The 20,585-nt window shown below is 49.3% G+C and carries 20 protein-coding genes and 1 riboswitch; of the genes, 4 read left to right on the top strand and 16 right to left on the bottom strand.

The features are described from left to right. Positions 1-31: 31 nt before the first annotated feature. The 4 genes from V7728_RS16770 to V7728_RS16755 form a co-directional block, all read right to left on the bottom strand. Positions 32-346 (bottom strand): DMT family transporter, encoded by a 315-nt coding sequence (locus tag V7728_RS16770; protein ID WP_043021255.1) that lies wholly within the window; start codon positions 344-346, stop codon positions 32-34. Further along, positions 346-684, bottom strand: coding sequence for a DMT family transporter (locus tag V7728_RS16765; RefSeq protein WP_007407236.1), 339 nt, complete (start codon positions 682-684; stop codon positions 346-348). Before V7728_RS16765 ends, V7728_RS16770 begins: the two co-directional genes overlap by 1 nt. Before the next feature lie 66 nt (positions 685-750). Next, positions 751-859, bottom strand: a riboswitch (guanidine-I (ykkC/yxkD leader). A gap of 12 nt (positions 860-871) precedes the next feature. Beyond that, positions 872-1,417 (bottom strand): GNAT family N-acetyltransferase, encoded by a 546-nt coding sequence (locus V7728_RS16760; RefSeq protein ID WP_007407237.1) that lies wholly within the window; start codon positions 1,415-1,417, stop codon positions 872-874. 99 nt (positions 1,418-1,516) lie between these two features. Continuing rightward, on the bottom strand, positions 1,517-2,035 hold the full coding sequence (locus V7728_RS16755; protein WP_003154772.1) for an acyl-CoA thioesterase: 519 nt from the start codon (positions 2,033-2,035) through the stop codon (positions 1,517-1,519). Between the two features lie 185 nt (positions 2,036-2,220). Between V7728_RS16755 and V7728_RS16750 the strand changes: the two genes are divergently transcribed. Both V7728_RS16750 and V7728_RS16745 read left to right on the top strand, forming a co-directional pair. Then, a complete protein-coding gene (locus V7728_RS16750) occupies positions 2,221-3,081 on the top strand; it encodes a dimethylarginine dimethylaminohydrolase family protein (RefSeq protein WP_099566677.1) in 861 nt (286 codons plus the stop codon). 70 nt (positions 3,082-3,151) lie between these two features. Continuing rightward, positions 3,152-4,201 carry a lactonase family protein gene (locus V7728_RS16745; protein ID WP_099566676.1) on the top strand — a complete coding sequence of 350 codons (1,050 nt, stop codon included), beginning with the start codon at positions 3,152-3,154 and terminating at the stop codon, positions 4,199-4,201. A gap of 27 nt (positions 4,202-4,228) precedes the next feature. On the opposite strand, the gene V7728_RS16740 is transcribed toward V7728_RS16745, so the two are convergent. The 10 genes from V7728_RS16740 to V7728_RS16695 form a co-directional block, all read right to left on the bottom strand. Next, positions 4,229-5,200: an ABC transporter ATP-binding protein gene (locus V7728_RS16740; protein WP_012117379.1), complete on the bottom strand. Its 972-nt coding sequence runs from the start codon at positions 5,198-5,200 to the stop codon at positions 4,229-4,231. A 3-nt stretch (positions 5,201-5,203) separates the two neighbouring features. Next, on the bottom strand, positions 5,204-6,103 hold the full coding sequence (locus V7728_RS16735) for a C40 family peptidase (protein WP_015239704.1): 900 nt from the start codon (positions 6,101-6,103) through the stop codon (positions 5,204-5,206). Next, positions 6,100-7,167 carry a dipeptide epimerase gene (locus V7728_RS16730; protein WP_442893527.1) on the bottom strand — a complete coding sequence of 356 codons (1,068 nt, stop codon included), beginning with the start codon at positions 7,165-7,167 and terminating at the stop codon, positions 6,100-6,102. Before V7728_RS16730 ends, V7728_RS16735 begins: the two co-directional genes overlap by 4 nt. A 36-nt stretch (positions 7,168-7,203) precedes the next feature. Then, complete coding sequence (locus tag V7728_RS16725; RefSeq protein WP_007407244.1) at positions 7,204-8,139, bottom strand: S66 peptidase family protein; 936 nt, start codon at positions 8,137-8,139, stop codon at positions 7,204-7,206. 87 nt (positions 8,140-8,226) lie between these two features. Continuing rightward, complete coding sequence (locus V7728_RS16720; RefSeq protein WP_012117375.1) at positions 8,227-9,846, bottom strand: peptide ABC transporter substrate-binding protein; 1,620 nt, start codon at positions 9,844-9,846, stop codon at positions 8,227-8,229. Then, positions 9,843-10,871, bottom strand: coding sequence for an ABC transporter ATP-binding protein (locus tag V7728_RS16715; protein ID WP_076423982.1), 1,029 nt, complete (start codon positions 10,869-10,871; stop codon positions 9,843-9,845). The genes V7728_RS16720 and V7728_RS16715 overlap by 4 nt, the downstream gene beginning before the upstream one ends. Positions 10,872-10,876: 5 nt before the next feature. Next, the gene (locus tag V7728_RS16710) at positions 10,877-11,824 is read right to left on the bottom strand and encodes an ABC transporter permease (protein ID WP_025284618.1); all 948 of its coding nucleotides are present in this window, start codon (positions 11,822-11,824) and stop codon (positions 10,877-10,879) included. Positions 11,825-11,829: 5 nt separating this feature from the next. Further along, positions 11,830-12,756, bottom strand: coding sequence for an ABC transporter permease (locus V7728_RS16705; protein ID WP_007610853.1), 927 nt, complete (start codon positions 12,754-12,756; stop codon positions 11,830-11,832). Between the two features lie 14 nt (positions 12,757-12,770). After that, entirely contained in the window at positions 12,771-13,595 is an 825-nt protein-coding gene (locus V7728_RS16700; protein ID WP_007407248.1) for a M55 family metallopeptidase, read from the bottom strand. 155 nt (positions 13,596-13,750) lie between these two features. Beyond that, positions 13,751-15,310 carry an MFS transporter gene (locus tag V7728_RS16695; protein ID WP_099566675.1) on the bottom strand — a complete coding sequence of 520 codons (1,560 nt, stop codon included), beginning with the start codon at positions 15,308-15,310 and terminating at the stop codon, positions 13,751-13,753. A gap of 287 nt (positions 15,311-15,597) precedes the next feature. Between V7728_RS16695 and htrA the strand changes: the two genes are divergently transcribed. Then, positions 15,598-16,944, top strand: coding sequence for a serine protease HtrA (gene htrA / locus V7728_RS16690; RefSeq protein ID WP_149917105.1), 1,347 nt, complete (start codon positions 15,598-15,600; stop codon positions 16,942-16,944). Positions 16,945-17,043: 99 nt separating this feature from the next. After that, the gene (locus V7728_RS16685) at positions 17,044-17,220 is read left to right on the top strand and encodes a hypothetical protein (RefSeq protein WP_164463354.1); all 177 of its coding nucleotides are present in this window, start codon (positions 17,044-17,046) and stop codon (positions 17,218-17,220) included. A gap of 88 nt (positions 17,221-17,308) precedes the next feature. On the opposite strand, the gene V7728_RS16680 is transcribed toward V7728_RS16685, so the two are convergent. Then, positions 17,309-18,280, bottom strand: a complete 972-nt coding sequence (locus tag V7728_RS16680; RefSeq protein ID WP_099566673.1) for a glycosyltransferase family 2 protein — start codon at positions 18,278-18,280, stop codon at positions 17,309-17,311. A gap of 11 nt (positions 18,281-18,291) precedes the next feature. After that, positions 18,292-20,439: an ArnT family glycosyltransferase gene (locus V7728_RS16675; RefSeq protein WP_099566672.1), complete on the bottom strand. Its 2,148-nt coding sequence runs from the start codon at positions 20,437-20,439 to the stop codon at positions 18,292-18,294. Between the last annotated feature and the right edge of the window lie 146 nt (positions 20,440-20,585).

Genomic DNA, 20,585 nt, shown 5'->3' with positions numbered 1-20,585 from the left:
AAATTATACTGAAGATTTGATAAAAATCAATTTACGAAAGAATTTTCAGCCCTACGGCAGCGCATAAAATAAGCGCAATGAAAAAGATGCGCTTCGCATCCTTCTGCTCGCCGTAGAAAAGAATGCCGGCTAATGCGCCGCCCGCCGTGCCGATACCGGTCCAGATCGCATAGGCCGTGCCCATCGCGATCGTCTCCATCGCATAAGAAAGCAGGGAAAAAGAAGCCGCAAATCCGGCGATAATGAAAAGAATCCATTGGACTTTCTTTTCTTTTTGAAATTGATTCATTAAAATGACCCCGAGCATTTCACAAAGACCCGCGGCTATCAGGCTGATCCAATGCATTACGCCTTCTCCTCCTTCGTCTCAGGCTTATCCTGTGTGACCAGCTTTAATCCGATGACACCGATCAGCAAAACGCCGATCAGCACGATTTTCACCGGATCGGCCTGCTCTTTGAAAAGCAGGATTTCACTGAGCACGGTGCCCGCTGTCCCGAGTCCGGTAAAGACCGCATATACCGTTCCTACGGGCAGGCTGTCTGTCGCCTTGATTAATAGATAAAAACTGATGATGATTCCCGTAATCGTGCCGCTCCACGCCAGTGCCGAATCAGCATGTTTCAGGCCGGTGACCCATACCACTTCAAATACGGCCGCTATGACCACTAAACCCCATTTCATGTTCTTCACCCTTTCTGTATCCGGACAATACAAAAAAGCCCGGATAGTCGTCTCACATGAGATTGACTCTCCCGGGCTTTTTTCCCTCCGTGTGCATATGCGGGATATGTCCGCATATGTGTTTTCTCTCGGACCAGGCCATGTATGAACATGCGGAACCCTAGAAAACATGTCTGTTCGTATCATACTACATTTCGCCGAAACGTTCAACGTCAGATGTGATGTCAAAAACCGTCAGCTGCCTCTCCCATTTGGTAACGGTCTCACCGGGCACCATACCGATTTTTTCCGCGACACGGACGGAGGCAGCGTTTTCCGGATCAATCAGCGCCGCTATGCGTCCGTATTGCTGCGTATGAAAACCGTAGTCCAGACAGGCGTTCGCCGCCTCTGTCGCATAGCCGCAGCCCCAGCGGCGGCGGGCAAACATATAGCCGATTTCCATCAAAGTGTTTCCGTTTACCGTCTGCGGAACGATTCCGCATTGACCGAGAAATGCGCCCGTCTCTTTATCCTCTGCGATCCAAAGACTGACGCCGTATCCTGCGGCCAATCGTTTGTTCCAGGCAATCCATTCCTTCGTTTCCCGTCTGCTTTTAAGAGAAGGATAATATTTCATGACCTCTCTGTCGGTAAACAGCCCGTACAAATTTTCTTCATCGTCATCCCGCATAGTCCGCAGACGGATACGCCCGGTTGTCAGGATGGTGCCGGAAGACTTATGTTTCATCATGCACGCCACGTCTCCTTTCCCTGTAATAGATTATGGATCCGGCAGGAAAAGTCCTTTCTCAGCATAAAAAAACCGCTTTTTAAAAAAGCGGTTTGATGATTACCAAGGTTTATCTGTTCCGAGCGCCTCGGCCAGGGCCTTGCTGTGTTTTAAGCGGTTTTTTCGTTCTCCGGCGCGCTGAACGGCCGTATTGTGAAGCATGATTTCTTCCTCGGTTTCCGGCACGATCCGCGGAACGGGTACCGATTTCCCGTTTGAATCAAGCGCGACAAAGGTCAGAAACGACGTTGCCGCAAGCTCGCGTTCGCCCGTCATCAGATGTTCTTTAATGACTTTGACAAACACCTCCATAGACGATGTGCCGACCCATGTGACGTAAGATTCAAGGCATACGGAATCCTGTTGGCCGATGGGGCGCAAAAAATCTACAGAATCCATTGAGGCCGTGACTGTTTCACACCGGCAGTGGCGGGCCGCGGAAATTGAAGCGATATCATCAATGTAGCTCATCAGCTTTCCGCCAAACAGCGTATTGTGATTATTCGTATCAAGCGGAAAAACCCTGCTTGTTTTAACAACCCTTGTTTCTTTGCAAAATCTTGATTCTGGCAACTTCATATTATTTAAACTCCCCTTTGGTGTCTGGTCGTTTTGACTCATTCATCTGTACCCTATTAAACAATACTTTGACCGTTTTGTCTAAAATTTTAAATATTAAGTTGGTTAGATATTCTCTCATAAATGTTTCATTATTCATCACATCCGGGAATAATAAACGCAAAATACCGATAGGAGGATATCACATGGACGTATCCATTCCCAAATCCACGCGGAAATCGGCTTGCCGCAGTGAGTTTGATGCTTTGCAGACAGTCATCTTATGCCGGCCGGAACACATGGCCATCAAGGATATTATTAACGGAACGCAGAAACATTTCAAACAAGAAAATATTAACATACCCGTTGCCCTCAAACAGCATAGTGAGTTTATTGACATTTTAAGATCTCATCAGATTGAAGTCGTCCTGCTGCCTGCCGATCCCGCATTGCCTGAGCAGGTATTCACCCGGGATATCGGATTTGTCTTAGGCGAGACGGCGTTTATTTCAAACATGGCGGCTTCAGTCCGGCAGGGAGAAGAAAAAGTGTTTCAAAACCTGCTTGACAATAAGAAAATCCCCTATACGCGACTGAAAAAAGCGAACATTGAAGGCGGCGACATCTTGATCGCAGACGGCACCGTTTACGCCGGGCTGAGCAAGCGCACGGATAAAGCGGCTGTCCGGGAGCTGCAGGAGGCGCTGCCGGAGATGACGGTTGTGCCGATCCCTCTCAAGGAGGATTTCTTACATTTGGACTGTGTATTTAATATGATCTCAGAAACGGAGGCGCTATACTGCAAAAATGGCTTGCGGCAGAAAGAAATTGATCTTCTCGCCGAACGTTTTGAGATGATAGAAGTGCCTGAAGAAGAGCAATTCACGCTCGGTCCTAATATCTTGTCAATCGGCAATCAGACAATTATCAGCCTGCCGCAGCACCGTCATACGAACCGCGAGCTCAGAAAAAGAGGTTATACAGTCATTGAAACCGAGTTTTCCGAAATTATTAAATCAGGCGGTTCCTTCCGCTGCTGCACCTTGCCGCTTGTCAGAACATCTTAAACATTTACAAGGCAGTTTCCTTCAAGATACGTTAATATAGAGAAGACAAGACTCTAAAGGGGGAAACCGAATGGCTAAGTACATAGGATACGCGGGAACATATACAAAAGGCGGAAGCGAAGGCATTTATTGTTTTGAACTTGATACAGAAGCGAAACGGCTCAGCCGTCCGAAGCTGGCAGCAAAGCTCGGCAACCCGACATACGTCACTCCGAATTCTGATAACAGCATGCTGTATTCCATTGAAAAGGCAGACGGAAAAGGCGGCGTCGCAGCCTATCAGATTCATCAGAACAGCGGGAAATTAACTTTTGTGAACCACCAGCTGATTGAAGGCCCGTCTCCATGCCACGTCAGCATTGATGATAAACATGAATATGTGTTAACCGCTAATTACCACAGCGGAAAAGTGCACGCCTTTCCCGTCAATGAAGACGGAAGTCTGCGGGAGCCGGCTGCCGAAGCCGCTCATACGGGAACAGGTCCTCATGAAAGACAAGAGAAACCGCATACCCATTTCGCAGGCTATACACCTGAGCATAACTACATTGCAGCCGTCGATTTAGGGACGGATACGCTTTATACTTACCAAATGAAAAACGGTTCGCTCACAGAGGTGAAAACTCACTCTTTCGCACCGGGTTCAGGGCCGCGCCACATCGTTTTCCATCCGGCGGAAAAATACGCCTATGTCATGACGGAAATCAGTAATGAAGTCATCGCGCTTGAATACAACCCGACCTTAGGTGAATTCAGAGAGCTGCAGGTCATTTCCGCTTTGCCTGAAGGCTTTACGGACAAATCGCAAGGCAGCGCGATCCGCATATCTAAAGACGGCAGATTTCTTTATGCCGCCAACCGCGGACATGACAGCATCGCCATCTTTAAGATCAACCAATATTCCGGCGAATTGTCTCTTATTGAATGGGTGCCGACAGAAGGAAACTGGCCGCGTGATTTCGCGTTTGACCCTTCCGAGACATTCCTTGTCGCGTCAAACGAAGAAACGGGAAATCTGGTTTTGTTTGAACGTGATACGGAAACGGGCAAATTGACTCTGCTTCAATCTGACATTCCGGTTCCGTATCCGGTCTGCGTGTCATTTCTGCATCAGGTTTAATTAAAAAAGAAAGCTGACTTTATATTGTCAGCTTTCTTTTTTGTATAAATGGCAGGCGACAAAACGCCCCGCCTTCACTTCTTCAAGCTCAGGCGTTATCTTACCGCAGAGCTCCATCGCTTCAGGACACCGCGTCCTGAATACACAGCCGCTCGGCGGGTTAAGGGGGCTCGGCAGCTCCCCTTTCAGAATAATCCGTTCACGCTTGTCCTCAAGAAGCGGGTCAGGAATCGGGATTGAGGATAAAAGCGCCTTCGTATATGGGTGAAGCGGTTCCCGGTAAAGCGCAGCGCTTTCTGTAATTTCCATCATGCGGCCCAAATACATCACGCCGATCCGGTCGCTGATATGCTTGACCATTGATAAATCGTGGGCGATAAATAAAAATGTCAGCCCTTTCTCTTTCTGAAGCCTTTTTAAAAGGTTGACGACCTGAGCCTGTACCGACACATCCAGCGCGGAAATCGGCTCATCCGCCACGATAAATTCGGGATGCAGAGAGAGCGCTCTGGCAATCCCGATTCTCTGCCTCTGTCCGCCGCTGAATTCGTGGGGATACCGGCTGCCGAAATCCGGATGGAGCCCGACAGCTTCAAGCAGTTCATCCGCCATCATCAGACGGGCTTTTCTTGTATTGTAAAGATTGTGGATTTCCATCGGCTCCATAATAATTTCCCTTACGGTCAGGCGCGGATTTAACGAGGCGTAAGGGTCCTGGAAAATCATCTGCAGCTTGCGGAAGAAGACCGACCGCTGTTCTGCCGCGGCACGGTGTATATCCGTCCCTTCATATGATACCGAACCGGCCGTCGGGTCATACAGACGGAGAATAACCCTTCCGAGCGTCGATTTACCGCATCCCGATTCTCCGACAAGTCCGAATGTTTCCCCTCTGTTAATGTGAAAGCTGACACCGTCGACTGCTTTTACGGCTTTCTTTCTTCCTGCGTCAAAATGCATTTTCAGCCCGCTGACTTCAAGGAGCGGAGATGCCGTCATTTTCTATTCCCCCTTTTCGCTTATACAGCGGCGTACGGTGCATAATTCTTTTTCATAGACGGTTCCTTCCAAAGACAGCACTTCGATTGTTTTTCCCGTTTTCGGGGAGTGCAGCATTCGGCCGTCTCCCAGCGCCAAACCGACATGGTGGATCGCGCCTTTTCCTTCTTCATAGGCGAAAAACAAAAGGTCAGCCGGCAGGATATCGTTTACCGCCGCGCCGCATCCGGCTTTTGCTTGGTCAGTTGCATCACGGGGAAGGGTATAGCCGTTTGCTTTAAATATCGAATACATAAACCCGGAACAGTCAAACCCGAAACCGCTCAGTCCTCCCCATAAATACGGAAGCCCGAGAAACATCATGCCCGTTTCGATGACATCGGCCGCCCGTCCTTCCGTATGCCGGCACTCGTCTGCGTCAGCTTCATTTACGAACCTTTCTCCGAGCGGCGTCACCACCCGGAAAAAGCCTTTCTCACGTCCTGATGCCGGAAGACGCGTTAAGAAACTTACTTCCAAGTCCGGTTCGCCATTTGTGTGATATAAAAAAGCTGTCGGTTTGGTAATCCATACGGCGGGGGAAGATGTATGAAAGCCGTCTTTTGAAAGCTGGCTTTTTTTCATCCACCCCGGATATCCGCGCACATCCTTGTTTGAAGGCTGGCCGGGAACGGCGACAAAAGTCCATTCCCCTTCCTCTTTGAGAATGATCACCTCTTCCCCGAAAAGCGCTTGCGTTTGGACAAGGTTGTCTGTGCATAATTGCAGCCGCTCTTCATATCCCATAGACGCTAACCATTTTCTGATCTGCGGCGGGTTTTCAAGCATCGGCGCATCATACGAACGGGGAGATGACGGCAGCGTCCATACGTTGGCTGCCGCCGCTGTAACGGCTGCTCTCATCTTTTCGCCCCCTCTTGTATCGACACACCGGTAATGCCGAGACCCGGTTCGTCGGGAATCGCAATCTGACTGCCGCTGTATATGATGCCGCCTTGAATCAAATCATCTTTCAGCATAAGCGGCGCATCAAAATCAAACCTCGTCACATTCCGTTTGCCCGCGGCAAAATGGGCCGCGGCGGTGATGCCGAGTTTGGTCTCAATCATGCTGCCGACCATGCACTCCACGCCGCACGTTTCCGCCATCGCATTGATTGTTTCCGCCTGCTTTATGCCGCCCGCTTTCATCAGCTTAATATTAATTAAATCGGCGCTTCTCGTCTGCAGCACGTGAAAGGCCTGACGGGGGGTAAAGACGCTCTCATCCGCCATAATCGGCGTGTCTACGGCATCGGTGACCTGCTTCAGCCCGGCGATATCGTCTTTGTGAACAGGCTGCTCGACAAGCTCAATGCCCAGTCCGGCGTCTTCCATCTTTCGGATCGCAGTCACGGCTTCTTTCGAAGTCCAGCCTTGGTTGGCGTCCAATCTCAGTTTGACGTTTCCGCCGACACGTGATCTGATCGCCTGAATCCGGGCAACATCGTCTGATATGTCACCTATGCCGACTTTTATTTTTAAAATATGAAATCCTTTGTTCACATAACGGTCTGCATCCCCCGCCATCTCCTCAGGAGAGTTAACGCTGACGGTAAAATCTGTTTCCAGTGTATTCCGATAGCCGCCGAGAAGCCGGTAAAGCGGCTGTCCGTGCATTTGCGCCCATCCGTCATATACAGCCATATCCACCGCGGCTTTTGCGCTTTGATTTCTTTCCAACAGCCGGCTGATATCAAACAAAACGGCTTCCATGCCGGAAATGCCCCGCCCCAAGAGAGCGGGCTTCAGCACATCGTGGACGGCGCTTTCAATACCGTCCGCGCTGTCGCCTGTAATGACAACCGTCGGCGGCGCCTCCCCCCAGCCGGTCAGACCGTTGTCAAAAGTGAGCTTCACAATGACCGATTCAGCATTGTAAACCGTGCGTAAAGCGGTCTTAAACGGCTTTTTCAGCGGCACGGACATCCGTCCCGTTTGAATATCTGTAATCCTCACGCCTGATCACTCCCTTCCGGAAACCCCCGATTCAATCGTTACCGCTTTGGCCGCCGTATCCATAACCGCGCGGGCTCCGATCGGAACGGCGAAGCTCGGTGAACAATGGCCGATTTTAAAGCCTTTGAGCGCGGGCTTCCCTGATTTGACAATGTAATCGTTCAGCACTTGCTCTAAAGTAAGCGACTTTTCTTTATGCTTCGGTTCGCATTGGTGAAAATCACAGACCAGGATTCCGGCTGCGTCTGACAGTTTTCCGGCCATCTTTAATTGATTCAGCATTCTGTCGATTTGATACGGCTCCTCATCAATATCCTCGATAAACAGCAATTTGTCTTTTGTATCAATTTCAAATGGCGTGCCGAGTGTGGACGTAATGAGCGACAAGTTGCCTCCCGCAAGCTCTCCCTCGGCCCTTCCGCCTGTCAGCACCTCTAAGGGAGAGATGTCCTCCGTATAGGTGAATTCCGTTTCTGTAAAAAGCTGATGATACGACGCTTTTGTCAGGGGATCAGCATCTTCAAGCCCGACATCCGTGCTCAGCATCGGGCCGTGAAATGTGACGAGCCCCGTATTTTGATGAATGGCGGTATGTAAAAACGTGATATCACTGTATCCCCAGAAAATTTTCGGATTGCGGCGGATTAAGCCGAAATCGATGTCGGCGGCAATGCGGCCCGTGCCGAATCCTCCGCACGCGCATATCACCGCTTTGACATTCTGATCACTAAACATGTCATGGAGATCATCGAGGCGCGCCCGGTCCTCTCCCGCCAAATAGCCGTGACGGGTCTTCAGCGCCCGGCCGAGTTTCACTTGAAGGCCAAGCTCATTCTCTAAAAACAGCAGCGCGGTTTGCAGCGTCCCGCTCTCAGGCGGGCTTGCGGGCGCAATCACACCGACCGTGTCGCCTTTTTGCAGTGCTTTCGGTTTATGGTTCATGACTTTTTCAATCTCCTTTCCGGATTGAAAAGTGAAACACGCCGCTCCTTTATCGGCAAAAGAGCGGCGTATGTTTCCGCTGTAAGATCAGGACTTTTCCGCCCACTTCAGATCAATGTAACCGACGGGGTGCCGGACAATGCCCTTCACGCCGCTGTTCTGCAGATGCACCTGATTGTAAAAGTAAATCGGAATGATCGGAGCCTCGTTCATGAGCAGTTTTTCCGCTTTATGCATGAGCGCAAAACGTTTTTTGGCATCGGCTTCCTGTTTTGCCTGCTTGATGTAGCCGTCGTATGCCGCGCTGCCCCAGCCGGTGCGGTTCATGGAATTATCCGTCTGGAAAGCCTCTAGAAAACTGATCGGATCTGCGTAATCCGGTAAAAATGAGCTTTGAGAGAACTGGAACTTCAGTCCTTTCTGCTCTTCTAAAAAGACGTTCCATTCCATATTGGCGAGCTTAACGTCTATACCGAGCACACTTTTGAGCTTCTGCTGAATCGCTTCCGCTATTTTCTTATGCTCCGGTTTTGTGCTGTATGTCAATGTAACGGCGGGCAGCTTGTCATAATGCTCTTCTGCCATGCCTTTTTCCAGCAGTTTTTTGGCTTCTGATTCATCCGGATTTAATAAACTGCCGCCCGCTTCGCGGAAATCTTTCCCGTCAGGCTGAGTAAATCCCGGGGACACAAAGGCATGTGCCGGCTTTTCACTGTTTTTGGTCACATAATCCGTGATTTCTTTCTGATCAATCGCTGCCGCGAACGCTTTTCTGATCTTTTCATTTTGAAACGGCTCCATTTTTACGTTAAAACGATAGAAATAGAGTCCGGCCTGATCCCACGTGCGGACATTTTTCCCTCCCATCAGCTGCTCGCTCAGCTCTGCCGGCACAAAGGCGGTATCCAAATCCCCCGACTGGAACATCTGATAATCGGTATTCCGGTCACTGACCATCGCCCATGTGACTTTATCCAGTTTTACTGTCTTTTTATCCCAATACGTCTCGTTTTTGACCATCGTCATGCTGTCGTCATGCTTCCATTCCGTCAGTTTGAACGGCCCGTTGCCGACAAAGGTTTTTGCTTCAGTGAACCATTTCGGATCAGCCTTGGCGACCTTCTCATTAATCGGGAAATACGCCGGATTGGACACGACGCTCAGAAAATAATCCTGCGGTGCCGCCAGTGTGACGACAAGCGTTTTTTTATCTTTTGCCGTGACTTTCACGTCTTCTTGTTTGCCTTTTCCGCTGTTAAATTCTTCCCCGCCTTTGATCATATAGCCGAGAAAAGCGGAAGATGCGCCCGTTTTCGGATCGAGCATCCGTTTCCAGGCGTACACGAAGTCTTCCGCCGTAACGGGATCGCCATTTGTCCATTCGGCGTTATCCCGGATATTGAAGGTATATGTCAGCTTATCAGCGGACACCTTCCAGCTTTCCGCCATGGCCGGTTCGGGCTTATTATCTTTTCCGAGCCTCGTCAATCCTTCCATGATGTTATTCAGCGGCTGCCAGGAAACATTATTAAATCCGATCGGCGGATCAAGTGAGGTCGGCTCATTTTCGTTATTGAGCCGCAGCACCGTTTCACCCCCCTGTTCTTTTGCTTTGCCGGGTTCTGTCCCCGCCTGTTCATTGGCTGTACAGCCCATCAGAGCAAACGAAACAACAGCAATCACACCGATCGCCCATCTCTTTTTCATTTCAATCCCCCTTTTTCCTCTGCTGCCGTCAGCTGCTGCTTCAGCCGCTCTGCACGGTGATCCTGAAGCCAGCAGTTGACGATATGGCTTTTGGATTTCACGGTTGTTGCCGGGTATACCTTTTCACAGACGATCATCCTGTCCGGGCAGCGGGCGGCAAACGGGCAGCCCGGCGGCGGATCGAATAAATCAGGCGGCGTCCCGTCAATCGGCGACAGCTCACTATCCTCCATATCCAGCCGCGGCACTGAACGAAGCAGCCCCTTTGTGTATGGATGAGCCGGACGGTAAAAAATATCATGCCTCGTGCCGATTTCGGCGATTTTCCCCGCATACATGACGGCGACTCTGTCGGCGGTCTGAGCGACGACGCCGAGATCGTGTGTGATCAGAATAATAGACACGCCTGTTTTTCTTTGAATCTTCTTAAATAATTCAAGGATTTGTGCTTGAATCGTTACATCAAGAGCCGTTGTCGGTTCATCGGCGATCATAATTTCCGGCTCGCAGATCAGAGCCATCGCAATCACGATCCGCTGCCGCATGCCCCCGCTTAATTGGTGGGGGTACTGCTTCAGGCGGGATTTCGAGTCCGGGATACCGACCAGATCCAGCATGGCGAGAACTTCGGATTCAGCTTGTTTTCTTGCCATGGCGCGGTGTTCCAACAGCGCTTCTGAGAGCTGATTCCCTATGGTCAAAGTCGGATTGAGCGCCGTCATCGGGTCCTGAAAGATCATAGAAATATCGCGCCCCCGGATTCCCCGCATTTCCCGATCCGACATTTGGCAAAGGTCTTTCTGTTTAAATTGTATGCTTCCGGATTCAATCTTTGCCGAATGTTTCGGAAGAAGACCCATCACGGCTTGTGACGTCACGCTTTTTCCGCAGCCCGATTCACCGACGATCGCAAACGTTTCACCTTTATATAAATCGAAGCTGACGCCTCTGACGGCTTTTACAGTGCCTCCGTATGTTGAAAAAGTAACATGCAGATTTTGAACGGAAAGAACTTGCTGCGCCATTTTTCCTACCTCCTCAGTTTCGGGTCTAACGCGTCCTGCAAGCCGTCTCCAAGTACGTTAAACGCGTACATCGTCAAGGAAATGAAAAAAGCGGGGAAAAACAGCCGCCACCAATGGCCTGATAAAATCGCCGGCAGCCCGTCGTTTGCCATGACTCCCCAGCTTGCAAACGGCGCCTGAATGCCGAGTCCGAGAAAACTTAAAAATGATTCCGCAAAAATCGCCGCCGGCACCGTAAGCGTCATTTGGACAATAATGGCTCCCATCGTATTCGGCAGCAGATTTTTCTTAATGATCCGAAATGTTTTCGCTCCAAACGTTTTCGAAGCCAATACGTGTTCATCATGCTTCATCCTCAGCACCTGCCCTCTGACAATCCGCGCCATGCCGACCCATCCCGTCACGGTCAGAGCGACGATAATGGAACTGAGCCCCGGCCCCATCAGCACCATTAACAAAATGACAACGAGCAGATACGGCAATCCGTAGAGAACCTCGATGATTCTCATCATAGCGCTGTCTGTCCGGCCCCCTTTGTAGCCGGCGACGCCTCCGTAGATGACGCCGATCAAAAAGTCGATCAGCGCCGCCATCACACCGACAAATAAAGAGATCCTCGCTCCGTACCACGTTCTTGTAAACACGTCCCGGCCAAGTTCATCGGTTCCGAACCAGTGTGAAAAAGACGGCGGAAGATTCTGCTCGGCGAGCGTCTGCCTTGTCACGCTGTGCGGTGATATCAGCGGACCGAACGCAGCCGATAGAAACAGGCAGCATAATATCACAAGCCCGGCCATCGCCAATTTGTTCTTTTTAAGCCGCCGCCACGCATCCTGACTGTAAGACAGGCTCGGACGCTTGACCGACTCGGTTTCACCCTTTCTTTCCGCGCCCGGCTGAAACCAGTCATCAGGCACTTCTGTGTGTTTTACCGTTTCTTGCGGGAGATTCATCAGGATCACCCTTTCTTATGAAGTTTTATGCGCGGGTCTAACAGGCCGTATGCCAAATCAACCAGAAACAGCAGGACGATCAGAATCACACTGTAAAATACGGTCGTTCCCATGATGACCGGGTAATCACGCTGATTGATGCTTTCTACGAAATATTTGCCCATTCCCGGTATGGCAAAAATTTTCTCGATGACGAAACTGCCCGTTAAAATACTTGCGGCAAGCGTCCCGAGTACTGTCACAACAGGCATAAGAGCATTTTTCAATGCGTGTTTGATCACAATTTTGACGGGAGAAAGCCCCTTTGCTTTTGCCGTGCGGATGTAATCCTGAGTCAGCACTTCGGCCATGCTTGATCTTGTCAGCCTCGCGATAATGGCCATGGGACCGACGGCAAGCGCAACAGTCGGCAGGACCATGTGAACGGGACTCGTCCAGGTAGCTGCCGGAAACCATTTCAGATGAACCGCAAATTGCTGAATCAGCAGCGTAGCCATAATAAAATTTGGAATGGAAATCCCGAGCACCGCAAGGCTCATGGCCGCATAATCGAGAAAGCCGCCGCGCCTGAGAGCGGCCATTATGCCGAGCGCGAGTCCGGAAATAACAGCGATGATGATCGCCGTTATCCCAAGCTCAAATGAGACCGGAAACCCGCGTTCAAGCATAGCGTTTACACTGTCTGACGGTTTTTTAATTGAAGGACCGAAATCAAAGGTAAGAATGGATTTTAGATAGATGGCGTATTGAGTGATAAGAGGTTCGTTCAGATGGTAGTAGGATTCGAGATTTCGCTGGACCGCTTCGTTTGTGCCCCGCTCTTCGTTAAAAGGCGAGCCGGGGATTACTTTCATCATGACAAATGTCAGAGTGGTAATGACGAGGACGGTCATAATCATGGCGATAAAACGTTTAATAAAATACCGCAGCAATGCCGTTCACCCCTTTAACAGAATGTTGTTCTCATGGCGAGTTCTGTCATGACGAGCATGGCCTGATAGGCTTCCGGCATGTCTTTTGCCTGAAATTGAACGATTGTCGTTCCCGGGATGATTTCTGTGCCCGGCATTAAATGGGCCCATTCAGCCTGTCCGTAGTTGGCAAATTCAATGCCTAATACAGGTCTTTCAGGCGGAGTCAGCGGTTTGACCTTATCTTTATTTTTGAGCGCATAGGCTGTTTTTTCCGTCAGGAGCCGTCCGGCTTTTTGAGGGGACAGGCATTTGACCGCAGTTCTTGAAATGGTTTGTTTGACGGCGGCAGTCGTCACATTCGGGATCAGCTCCTCCGCTTCTTTTGCGGCGCAATCATCTCCGGCAGCCATGATGACAGGGACATCGTAAAATCCGGCGAGATAGGCATTTAACCCCAGTTCACCGACCGGCTTATCATTTATGTAAAAGTGGCGGACGCCGAATATCATGCTGTGCGACATCACGCCCGGCATCGACGCTCTCGCATGATAGCCGATAAACATCACGCCCGAATACGATTCATCAAGCCCCTGCATCATGGAAAACGGCTTGACATCCCCCGTAATCAGCTCTGCCTCAGGGTGAAGTTTTTCCGCGAGCAGATTATTCATCTTTGAGTGGCTGTCATTCACGGTCACTTCCGTGCATCCGTTATTAAACGCTTCTGCGATGCACCAGTTTGCTTCTTCGGTCATCAGAACCCTGCCGCGCTCATAATTGTGCATGCGGGAATTGACAAATGTTTCATCAGGCAGTCCGGAAATCCCTTCCATATCCACAGATAGATACAGTTTCATGTAATGCCTCCTTTTTTACTTAAAATTTCGATATTAAATTATGAATATTCTAACAAATTATATTAAAAAAGGATGAAACATGCAATATACCATTCTGCCATTATGGGAAAAAACAAACCCTTTTCACCGGGAAAAGGGTTTGCTGATAGAAATAGTTACATACTGTTTTTGCTTATATGATGACGCTGAAACTGTCTGACCGCACTTCTGTATTCATGATCGGGAATGACCTGATGCCTGATCGGTTCAGGAGCCTGCGGCGAAGACTGTTCAGCCGCCTGCTTACGGACGGCATGCGGTTTATGCGCCAGCTTATGTCCCATGCCGGTCGCATTCATGACAAATGATAAACACACTAAAAGCAAGCTTAAGATGAAAGCAATAAGAAACAAATCGCTGTATGTCCCCATCAGCAGGTCATGCGGCGATTGTGTGCCGCGCGCGCCCCGAAGCGTGCCGGAAGCATCTCTTTTCGTAAAATACCCTATTAAAACAGGTGCGCCCATATAAATGAAAAGCCTCAAAAACTGAACTGCCGTCATGCGTTTCACCAGTTCCGGAAGCGGTCCGCCCAACGCGGCTCCCATCAGTCCGGCTGCCACAATAAGCCCTGTCCCGGCCGCCAGCATCACGAAAAGCCCCGCAAATAGAATAAGCGGTATATGATGATCTGCCGTCATCCATTGGAAATTCACGAACACCAGTATAACAGAGCCTGTTATGCCGAGCATGCCCGGACCGACTTTATCATATGCTAATGCACTGATGACAGCGGCGATGGCCACGCCTCCCAAAAGGCTCGCATAAAGGAATATCAGTTGAGTTTGTGACATATGATATGCGGTCTGAAGCTCCCCGTGAAATGCAGAAAGACTGACCGCTATGGAAATACTGCCCGCAGCGATCATGAAAACACCCAGAATCGGCTTTGGAATCAGCATAAGTTTAATCGAAATCAGCGCATGTTCGTTTCTGTACTGCATGATCAGCAAGATCAGAAGAATGACGATGCTTCCTCCAAATCCCGCCAATGTCTGCCATGATGAAAAGCCCCATTTCGGCAGATGAATAAATGTATAGGCGGTCAGCACGGCTGATACACCCGCTAACAGAAAACCGATGCCGTCAAATGGAGATTTTTCAGCATTTTTATAAGCGTCATCCCGCAGCCACATATAACTGAAAATGAGGCCGAAAAAAGACAGCAGGCCAAAAATGCCGAACAGCCAATGCCAATGGCCGGCGCTTGCCGCCGCCGTGCCTAAAACGGTTCCCATAATGACGGACCCGTAAAATCCGCCGATTAACACAAATAATGCGTAATTCCGGCGCTCAATCGGAAACGAAAGCACCAGCATCGGGATCATAATCATCAGCATAGTGCCCGCCGCAGCTCCCTGTAAAAAACGGCCCGCGGCGAGCGGATAAATATCATTTGTCACAGCAGCAAGGAGCGCTCCGATGACACCCGCGGCCATCGAAATCATATAGACAGGCCGGGAGCCGAATCTTTTTCTTAAATACGGCCCCGCCGGCACGAATAAGGCAAATGCCATATTACCGATAATAATCGGATGAAAAGAGTCAAAGTTTTCCCCGCCGACCGTCTGCCGGACAAGGCTTTGGACAGCCGAAAGAGCGGTATTCGACATCAGCCCCGGCCCGACCGCCAATACAGCGAGCAGAGAAATAATCCAGTGATGTTTTTCTTTCATGTGACAGCTCCTTTCTGACTATTTGACAAAGTGAAAAAGCTAACAGATCTCCCCCATTAGCTTGACAGAATTTTCATATCTTTTCATGTGAAGGATTGAACATAATATCTCATTTATTATTTCAAATCCGATGGAAATTGTCAATATAAAGCGCCGCGCGTCCGATTTCGTCTTTTTCACAATTTCCCACAATCTTTTCATTATTATCCCACACTTTTTGTTTAAGATGGAGTCAGTAATAATAGGCAAATCATGCTATGATGAAATAGAGAAACGGAGTGAACATGATGGATAACTATCGTGATGAAAATCGGACAGACCAAAAAGAACAGGAAGTCCTTTTAGTAAAAGAAAACCCGCAGCCGGCCGGATATTCCGCGCCGGACGAGGACAAGAAAAAACGAAGCTTCGGCTGGTTCAGACCGCTTCTCGGCGGAGTGATCGGCGGAGGGCTCGCCCTCGGCATCTATACATTTACGCCGCTTGGAGACCATCAGACTCAAGATACTTCCAATCCGGCTCCCGCTCAGGAAACGTCATCGGTAACCGCCAAGCAGACATCTTCTGAATCAGACAGCGGCAAATCGGCAAACAGCTCATCGGCAAATTCAAGCAGCATTTCGAATATGGTGGAAGACATTTCACCGGCGATCGTCGGGATCACCAATCTGCAGAAGCAGCAAAGCAGTTCCGATTTATTCGGATTCGGATCAAGCTCAGATTCAAACTCTAATTCGTCGGGTGATGCGGAAACGGGATCGGGTTCAGGCGTTATTTTTAAGAAAGCAAACGGCAAAGCGTATATCATTACGAATAACCACGTGGTCGAAGGCGCCTCTTCCCTTAAAGTGTCATTATTTGACGGCACCGATGTAACAGCTAAACTCGTCGGCAGCGACTCTCTGACAGACTTGGCCGTTTTAGAAATCAGTGATAAACACGTGACAAAAACGGCAAGCTTCGGCAGCTCATCCGCTCTCAGAACGGGTGAATCCGTCATCGCCATCGGTGATCCGCTCGGAAAAGACCTTTCCCGCACCGTCACACAAGGCATCGTGAGCGGCTTAAACAGAACCGTCTCGATCTCTACGTCAGCCGGCGAGTCGAGCATCAACGTCATCCAAACCGATGCCGCCATCAATCCCGGAAACAGCGGCGGACCGCTCTTGAATACAGACGGCAAAATCATCGGCATCAACAGCATGAAAATCAGCGAAAGTGATGTAGAAGGCATCGGCTTTGCCATCCCGAGCAACGATGTAAAACCGATCGCCGAAGAGCTTCTCACGAAAGGACAGGTGGAGCGCCCTTATATCGGCGTGAGCATGATCGACTTGGAACAAGTGCCGCAAAACTATCAGGAAGGCACACTCGGGCTTTTCGGCAAACAGCTGAATAAAGGCGTTTATATTCGAGAAGTGGCGCAGGGCTCACCTGCTGCCAAAGCCGGATTAAAAGCAGAAGACATCATTATCAGCTTAAAAGGGAAAGAAACCGGCACGGGCAGCGAACTTCGCAATATTCTCTACAAGAATACGAAAGTCGGCAGCACCGTTGACGTGAAGATTATCAGAAACGGCAAGGAAATGACGAAAAAAATGAAACTGACTCAAAAAGAAGAAACATCTTCTTAACAAAAATCCAAGGCAGCCGCCTTGGATTTTTTATGTATAGCGGAAACTTTAGGCCTGGATCAGCCGTATGACTTAGTGTACAAAGGAGGATACTTACACATGAAACAAACAGGACTTTTGCTGGTCGTTACAGGCCTGATCTTGCTGCAGCTGAGCATTCAGTTTCCTCAGCAAAACGCTGCTTGGGGTATGACGCTTGGCGCAAGCATTTTACTGAACCTTTCGGGAACCGGACTGATCATGCGCTCTCTGCACACGCAGACCGGCCGCAGATGAATGAAAAAAGCCGCGGGACATTCTGTCATCCCGCGGCTTTTATTTCACATAAAAGCACCCTGTCCGCTGGCCGGACAGGGTGTTTCGGTTAAGACATATGCTGGTCCCGATAAATCTTTTCGTTTTTCATGCCGTACGCTTTTTGCACGATATAGAGCGGACGGTCTTTTGCTTCGTCATAAATCCTTCCGATATATTCGCCGATCATTCCAAGCATTAATAGAACGATGCCGCTGAATAACAGCTGTATCACAATCAGAGAGGACCAGCCCGTAATGGTGCTGTTCGTAAACAGCTTCATGTATAAAACGATAAACATATAGAGAAAACCCGCTCCGGACATGATCATTCCCGCATAGCTTGCCGCCTTGAGCGGTTTATGAGAGAACGTTGTGATCCCGTCCATGGAAAGCTTCAGCATTTTTTTAAGCGGGTATTTCGTTTCCCCCGCAAGCCGCTCATCACGTTCATATTCTACAGCAGTCTGCTTAAAGCCGACCCAGCTGACGAGTCCTCTGACAAAAGGATTTTTTTCTTTTAATCTTTTCATCTCATCACAGACTTTTCTGTCCAGCAGGCGGAAATCTCCGGTGTCGAGCGGAATATCAATATCAGTCACGCTCCGCAGCAGCCGGTAAAACATAGAGGCCGTCTGTTTCTTGAAAAAGGTTTCTCCCTTTCGTTTCGTTCTGACGGCGTACACCACATCGTAGCCTTCTTTCCACTGCTCAATCATATCAAGGATTAATTCAGGAGGGTCCTGCAAATCGGCGTCAATGACGGCGATTGCATTCCCCTCTGCATAATCCATACCCGCTGTGATCGCGATCTGATGTCCGAAGTTTCTGGAAAAATCAATAATTTTCACTCTCGGATCAATCAGACTGTGCTCTCTTAAAATCTCAATACTGCGGTCTTTGCTTCCATCATTGACAAAGATCAATTCATAATGCTCTTTTGTTTGATCCATGACTTCTTTCAGGCGCTGATAGGTTGTCTGAATGACGGGTTCCTCGTTATAAACCGGGACGACTATTGAATATTGAATATGTCTGCTCATGTTTTTTCCTCCTATTCATCAGATTGAAGTTCGTATAGTGAAACTGACTGATTCATTCCGCCCGGCCCGCCGCTCATTCGGCTGTTTTTACCCACGGCCTTGCTGCTTTTTGTATCAGCCGGATCACTATTTTTCGTTTTCTGATCTGTGCTTGATTGCCATTTATCTGAAGATACTTTCTTTCCGTTTTTCTCAACCCACTGCACAATATCGTTATTTCCGCCTTTGCCCATTCCGGATGTTAAGAAGTATTTTACTTTCCCTTCTTTTACGAGCTTTTTAAATTGAGTCAGCGTAATGGCCGGGTCAGACCCGCTGAAACCGCCGATCGCCATGACCGCTTTTTTCGTTTTAATAATGTAAGGCGCCGCCGTGTTGGAATCGGTTGCAGCAAATAGATAGTCCGCTCCGGCGTTATGTTTCTCTAAATAGTTGATCAGTTTTGTATTGACAGATGCGTTATCCATTCCCATGCCTTTTCCGCTTGTTGAAGCGAGCTGAGGGCCTGTTTCAGGCAATGAGCTGTTGCCTCCGTACAGAAGCGGTGTGCTCGCCCAATAAATCGGCATGACCATCAAGACGAAAAGGGCTGCAAGTGAAACATAATAACTTAGCGGTTTTTGGCGCTGTTTGAATACGAACAGGGCGATTGCTGCCACTGCGCCGAGAACGCCTGCTCCGATGCTCCAGCCTGCGCCGATTTGATCATTGTAGTTTCTGAGGATAAACAGCTCAAATCCGGTTGTCACAAGAATAGCGGCCGGCAATAGCCAAGTTTTCCATCCCGCCTGCTTGCGGTACAGATGAACGAGGGCGACCCATCCCGCACCGACAAGTGCCGCGATCGGAGGCGCCAGCATAATGAGATAATAATGGTGGAAAAATTCCGCCACACTGAAGAATCCGGCAATCGGCACAAGCCACGCTGCCCAAAAGATCGTTTCCTTCTGTTCTGCTGATAATCGTCTTCTTTCTCTCGCCCCGGCGGTCAATAAACCGGCCATTCCAAAAATCGCAAACGGCAGGAGCCAGCTGATCTGATCAGATAATTCCGTTTGGAAAAGGCGCAGCGGACCAGGAGTTCCCGTTCCGAACATTCCTGAACCTGATTGCATTTTCGAGCCGGTGCCTGTACCGCTTTTTCCTCCGCCACCGGGACCATCTCCGCCGCTTGTAGGACCTCCTTGACCGCCGCTTGGCATTTTCCCGTTAGATGGAGGTGCCGTCATACTGCCGTTTTGTGGTTTGTCTCCGCTTGCTGAACTGCTGCTTGAAGACTGGCCAGGCGGTTTTTGCATTTGTGAAGAACCATCGGAAGAAGACATCTCTTTCGATGCGTTTCCGTCCGGCCCGCCCTGACCGCCGCCGGAACTTTGCCCTGTCAGCCGCTGAATCCCGTTATATCCGAAAGCCAATTCCAATACGGAGTTTGTCTGGCTGCTTCCGACATATGGCCTTTTGCCGGCTGGAATATTATCAACAATGAGCGGCCATGACAATGAAACGGCTGCTAAAACGGCTAACGCGCTTACCAATGAAATGATTTTTTTCTTAATCGTGGTGTTTGCCGCAATCATATAGAACAGCAAGAAGGCCGGCAAAATCATATAAGCCTGAAGCATTTTTGTGTTAAAGCCTGCTCCGACGACAAAAAATGCCGCCAAAAGCCAGATCAGTCTGCCTTTTCTGATCGCTTTAAAGAGAAGCCATGTGGCGAACAAGAGGAAAAAGACCAGTAAAGCATCGACATTATTCGTCCGCGCGACCGCTACTGCGATCGGTGTACACGCCATGACAAATGAGGCGATGCGCGCCGCCGTTTTTCCGAACGTCGGCTTTATTAATAAGTACATGAATAGAACTGAACCTACACCCGCCAATGCCTGAGGCAGGATGACGCTCCACCCGTGCATACCGAATATCAGCGCGCTGATCGTTTGTATCTGGTATGTAACAGGCGGTTTATCTACCGTGATAAACCCGGCTGCGTCAAATGAAGCGTAAAAGAAATTATGAAAGCTTTGAAGCATACTCGTTACCGCTGCGGTGTAATAAGGATTCACCGTATCGTCATTCCAGATGTTGTACATATTCAAGAATGCGGAAGCGAGTAAAATGAGAATTAAGACTGCGTCTATCTCGCGTTTTTTCATTTTCACCTGTGTTTTCACTCCTTTTGTTTAACTTTGAACAAGTGTAACAACCAAATGTGAAAAATTTATTAATAAACAAAGACAATTATTTTGCCGTTTACAAATAGGTAAAAAGAATGACAAAACGGGTAAAAAAGCAAAAAAAAGATGCC

The sequence above is a fragment of the Bacillus sp. JHAA genome, from assembly GCF_036961585.1.
GTDB lineage: Bacteria > Bacillota > Bacilli > Bacillales > Bacillaceae > Bacillus > Bacillus velezensis.
This window is presented reverse-complemented; position numbering and strand designations above follow the sequence as displayed.

Bases quoted from the DNA above. Each gene is read 5' to 3' on its own strand.
- V7728_RS16770 (WP_043021255.1), bottom strand. From the start codon at position 346: ATGCATTGGATCAGCCTGATAGCCGCGGGTCTTTGTGAAATGCTCGGG.
- V7728_RS16715 (WP_076423982.1), bottom strand. From the start codon at position 10,871: ATGGCGCAGCAAGTTCTTTCCGTTCAAAATCTGCATGTTACTTTTTCA.
- V7728_RS16710 (WP_025284618.1), bottom strand. From the start codon at position 11,824: ATGAATCTCCCGCAAGAAACGGTAAAACACACAGAAGTGCCTGATGAC.
- V7728_RS16725 (WP_007407244.1), bottom strand. From the start codon at position 8,139: ATGAACCATAAACCGAAAGCACTGCAAAAAGGCGACACGGTCGGTGTG.
- V7728_RS16740 (WP_012117379.1), bottom strand. From the start codon at position 5,200: ATGACGGCATCTCCGCTCCTTGAAGTCAGCGGGCTGAAAATGCATTTT.
- V7728_RS16755 (WP_003154772.1), bottom strand. From the start codon at position 2,035: ATGAAGTTGCCAGAATCAAGATTTTGCAAAGAAACAAGGGTTGTTAAA.
- V7728_RS16735 (WP_015239704.1), bottom strand. From the start codon at position 6,103: ATGAGAGCAGCCGTTACAGCGGCGGCAGCCAACGTATGGACGCTGCCG.
- V7728_RS16720 (WP_012117375.1), bottom strand. From the start codon at position 9,846: ATGAAAAAGAGATGGGCGATCGGTGTGATTGCTGTTGTTTCGTTTGCT.
- V7728_RS16700 (WP_007407248.1), bottom strand. From the start codon at position 13,595: ATGAAACTGTATCTATCTGTGGATATGGAAGGGATTTCCGGACTGCCT.
- V7728_RS16765 (WP_007407236.1), bottom strand. From the start codon at position 684: ATGAAATGGGGTTTAGTGGTCATAGCGGCCGTATTTGAAGTGGTATGG.
- V7728_RS16695 (WP_099566675.1), bottom strand. From the start codon at position 15,310: ATGAAAGAAAAACATCACTGGATTATTTCTCTGCTCGCTGTATTGGCG.
- V7728_RS16730 (WP_442893527.1), bottom strand. From the start codon at position 7,167: ATGTCCGTGCCGCTGAAAAAGCCGTTTAAGACCGCTTTACGCACGGTT.
- V7728_RS16760 (WP_007407237.1), bottom strand. From the start codon at position 1,417: ATGATGAAACATAAGTCTTCCGGCACCATCCTGACAACCGGGCGTATC.
- htrA (WP_149917105.1), top strand. From the start codon at position 15,598: ATGGATAACTATCGTGATGAAAATCGGACAGACCAAAAAGAACAGGAA.
- V7728_RS16750 (WP_099566677.1), top strand. From the start codon at position 2,221: ATGGACGTATCCATTCCCAAATCCACGCGGAAATCGGCTTGCCGCAGT.
- V7728_RS16745 (WP_099566676.1), top strand. From the start codon at position 3,152: ATGGCTAAGTACATAGGATACGCGGGAACATATACAAAAGGCGGAAGC.
- V7728_RS16680 (WP_099566673.1), bottom strand. From the start codon at position 18,280: ATGAGCAGACATATTCAATATTCAATAGTCGTCCCGGTTTATAACGAG.
- V7728_RS16685 (WP_164463354.1), top strand. From the start codon at position 17,044: ATGAAACAAACAGGACTTTTGCTGGTCGTTACAGGCCTGATCTTGCTG.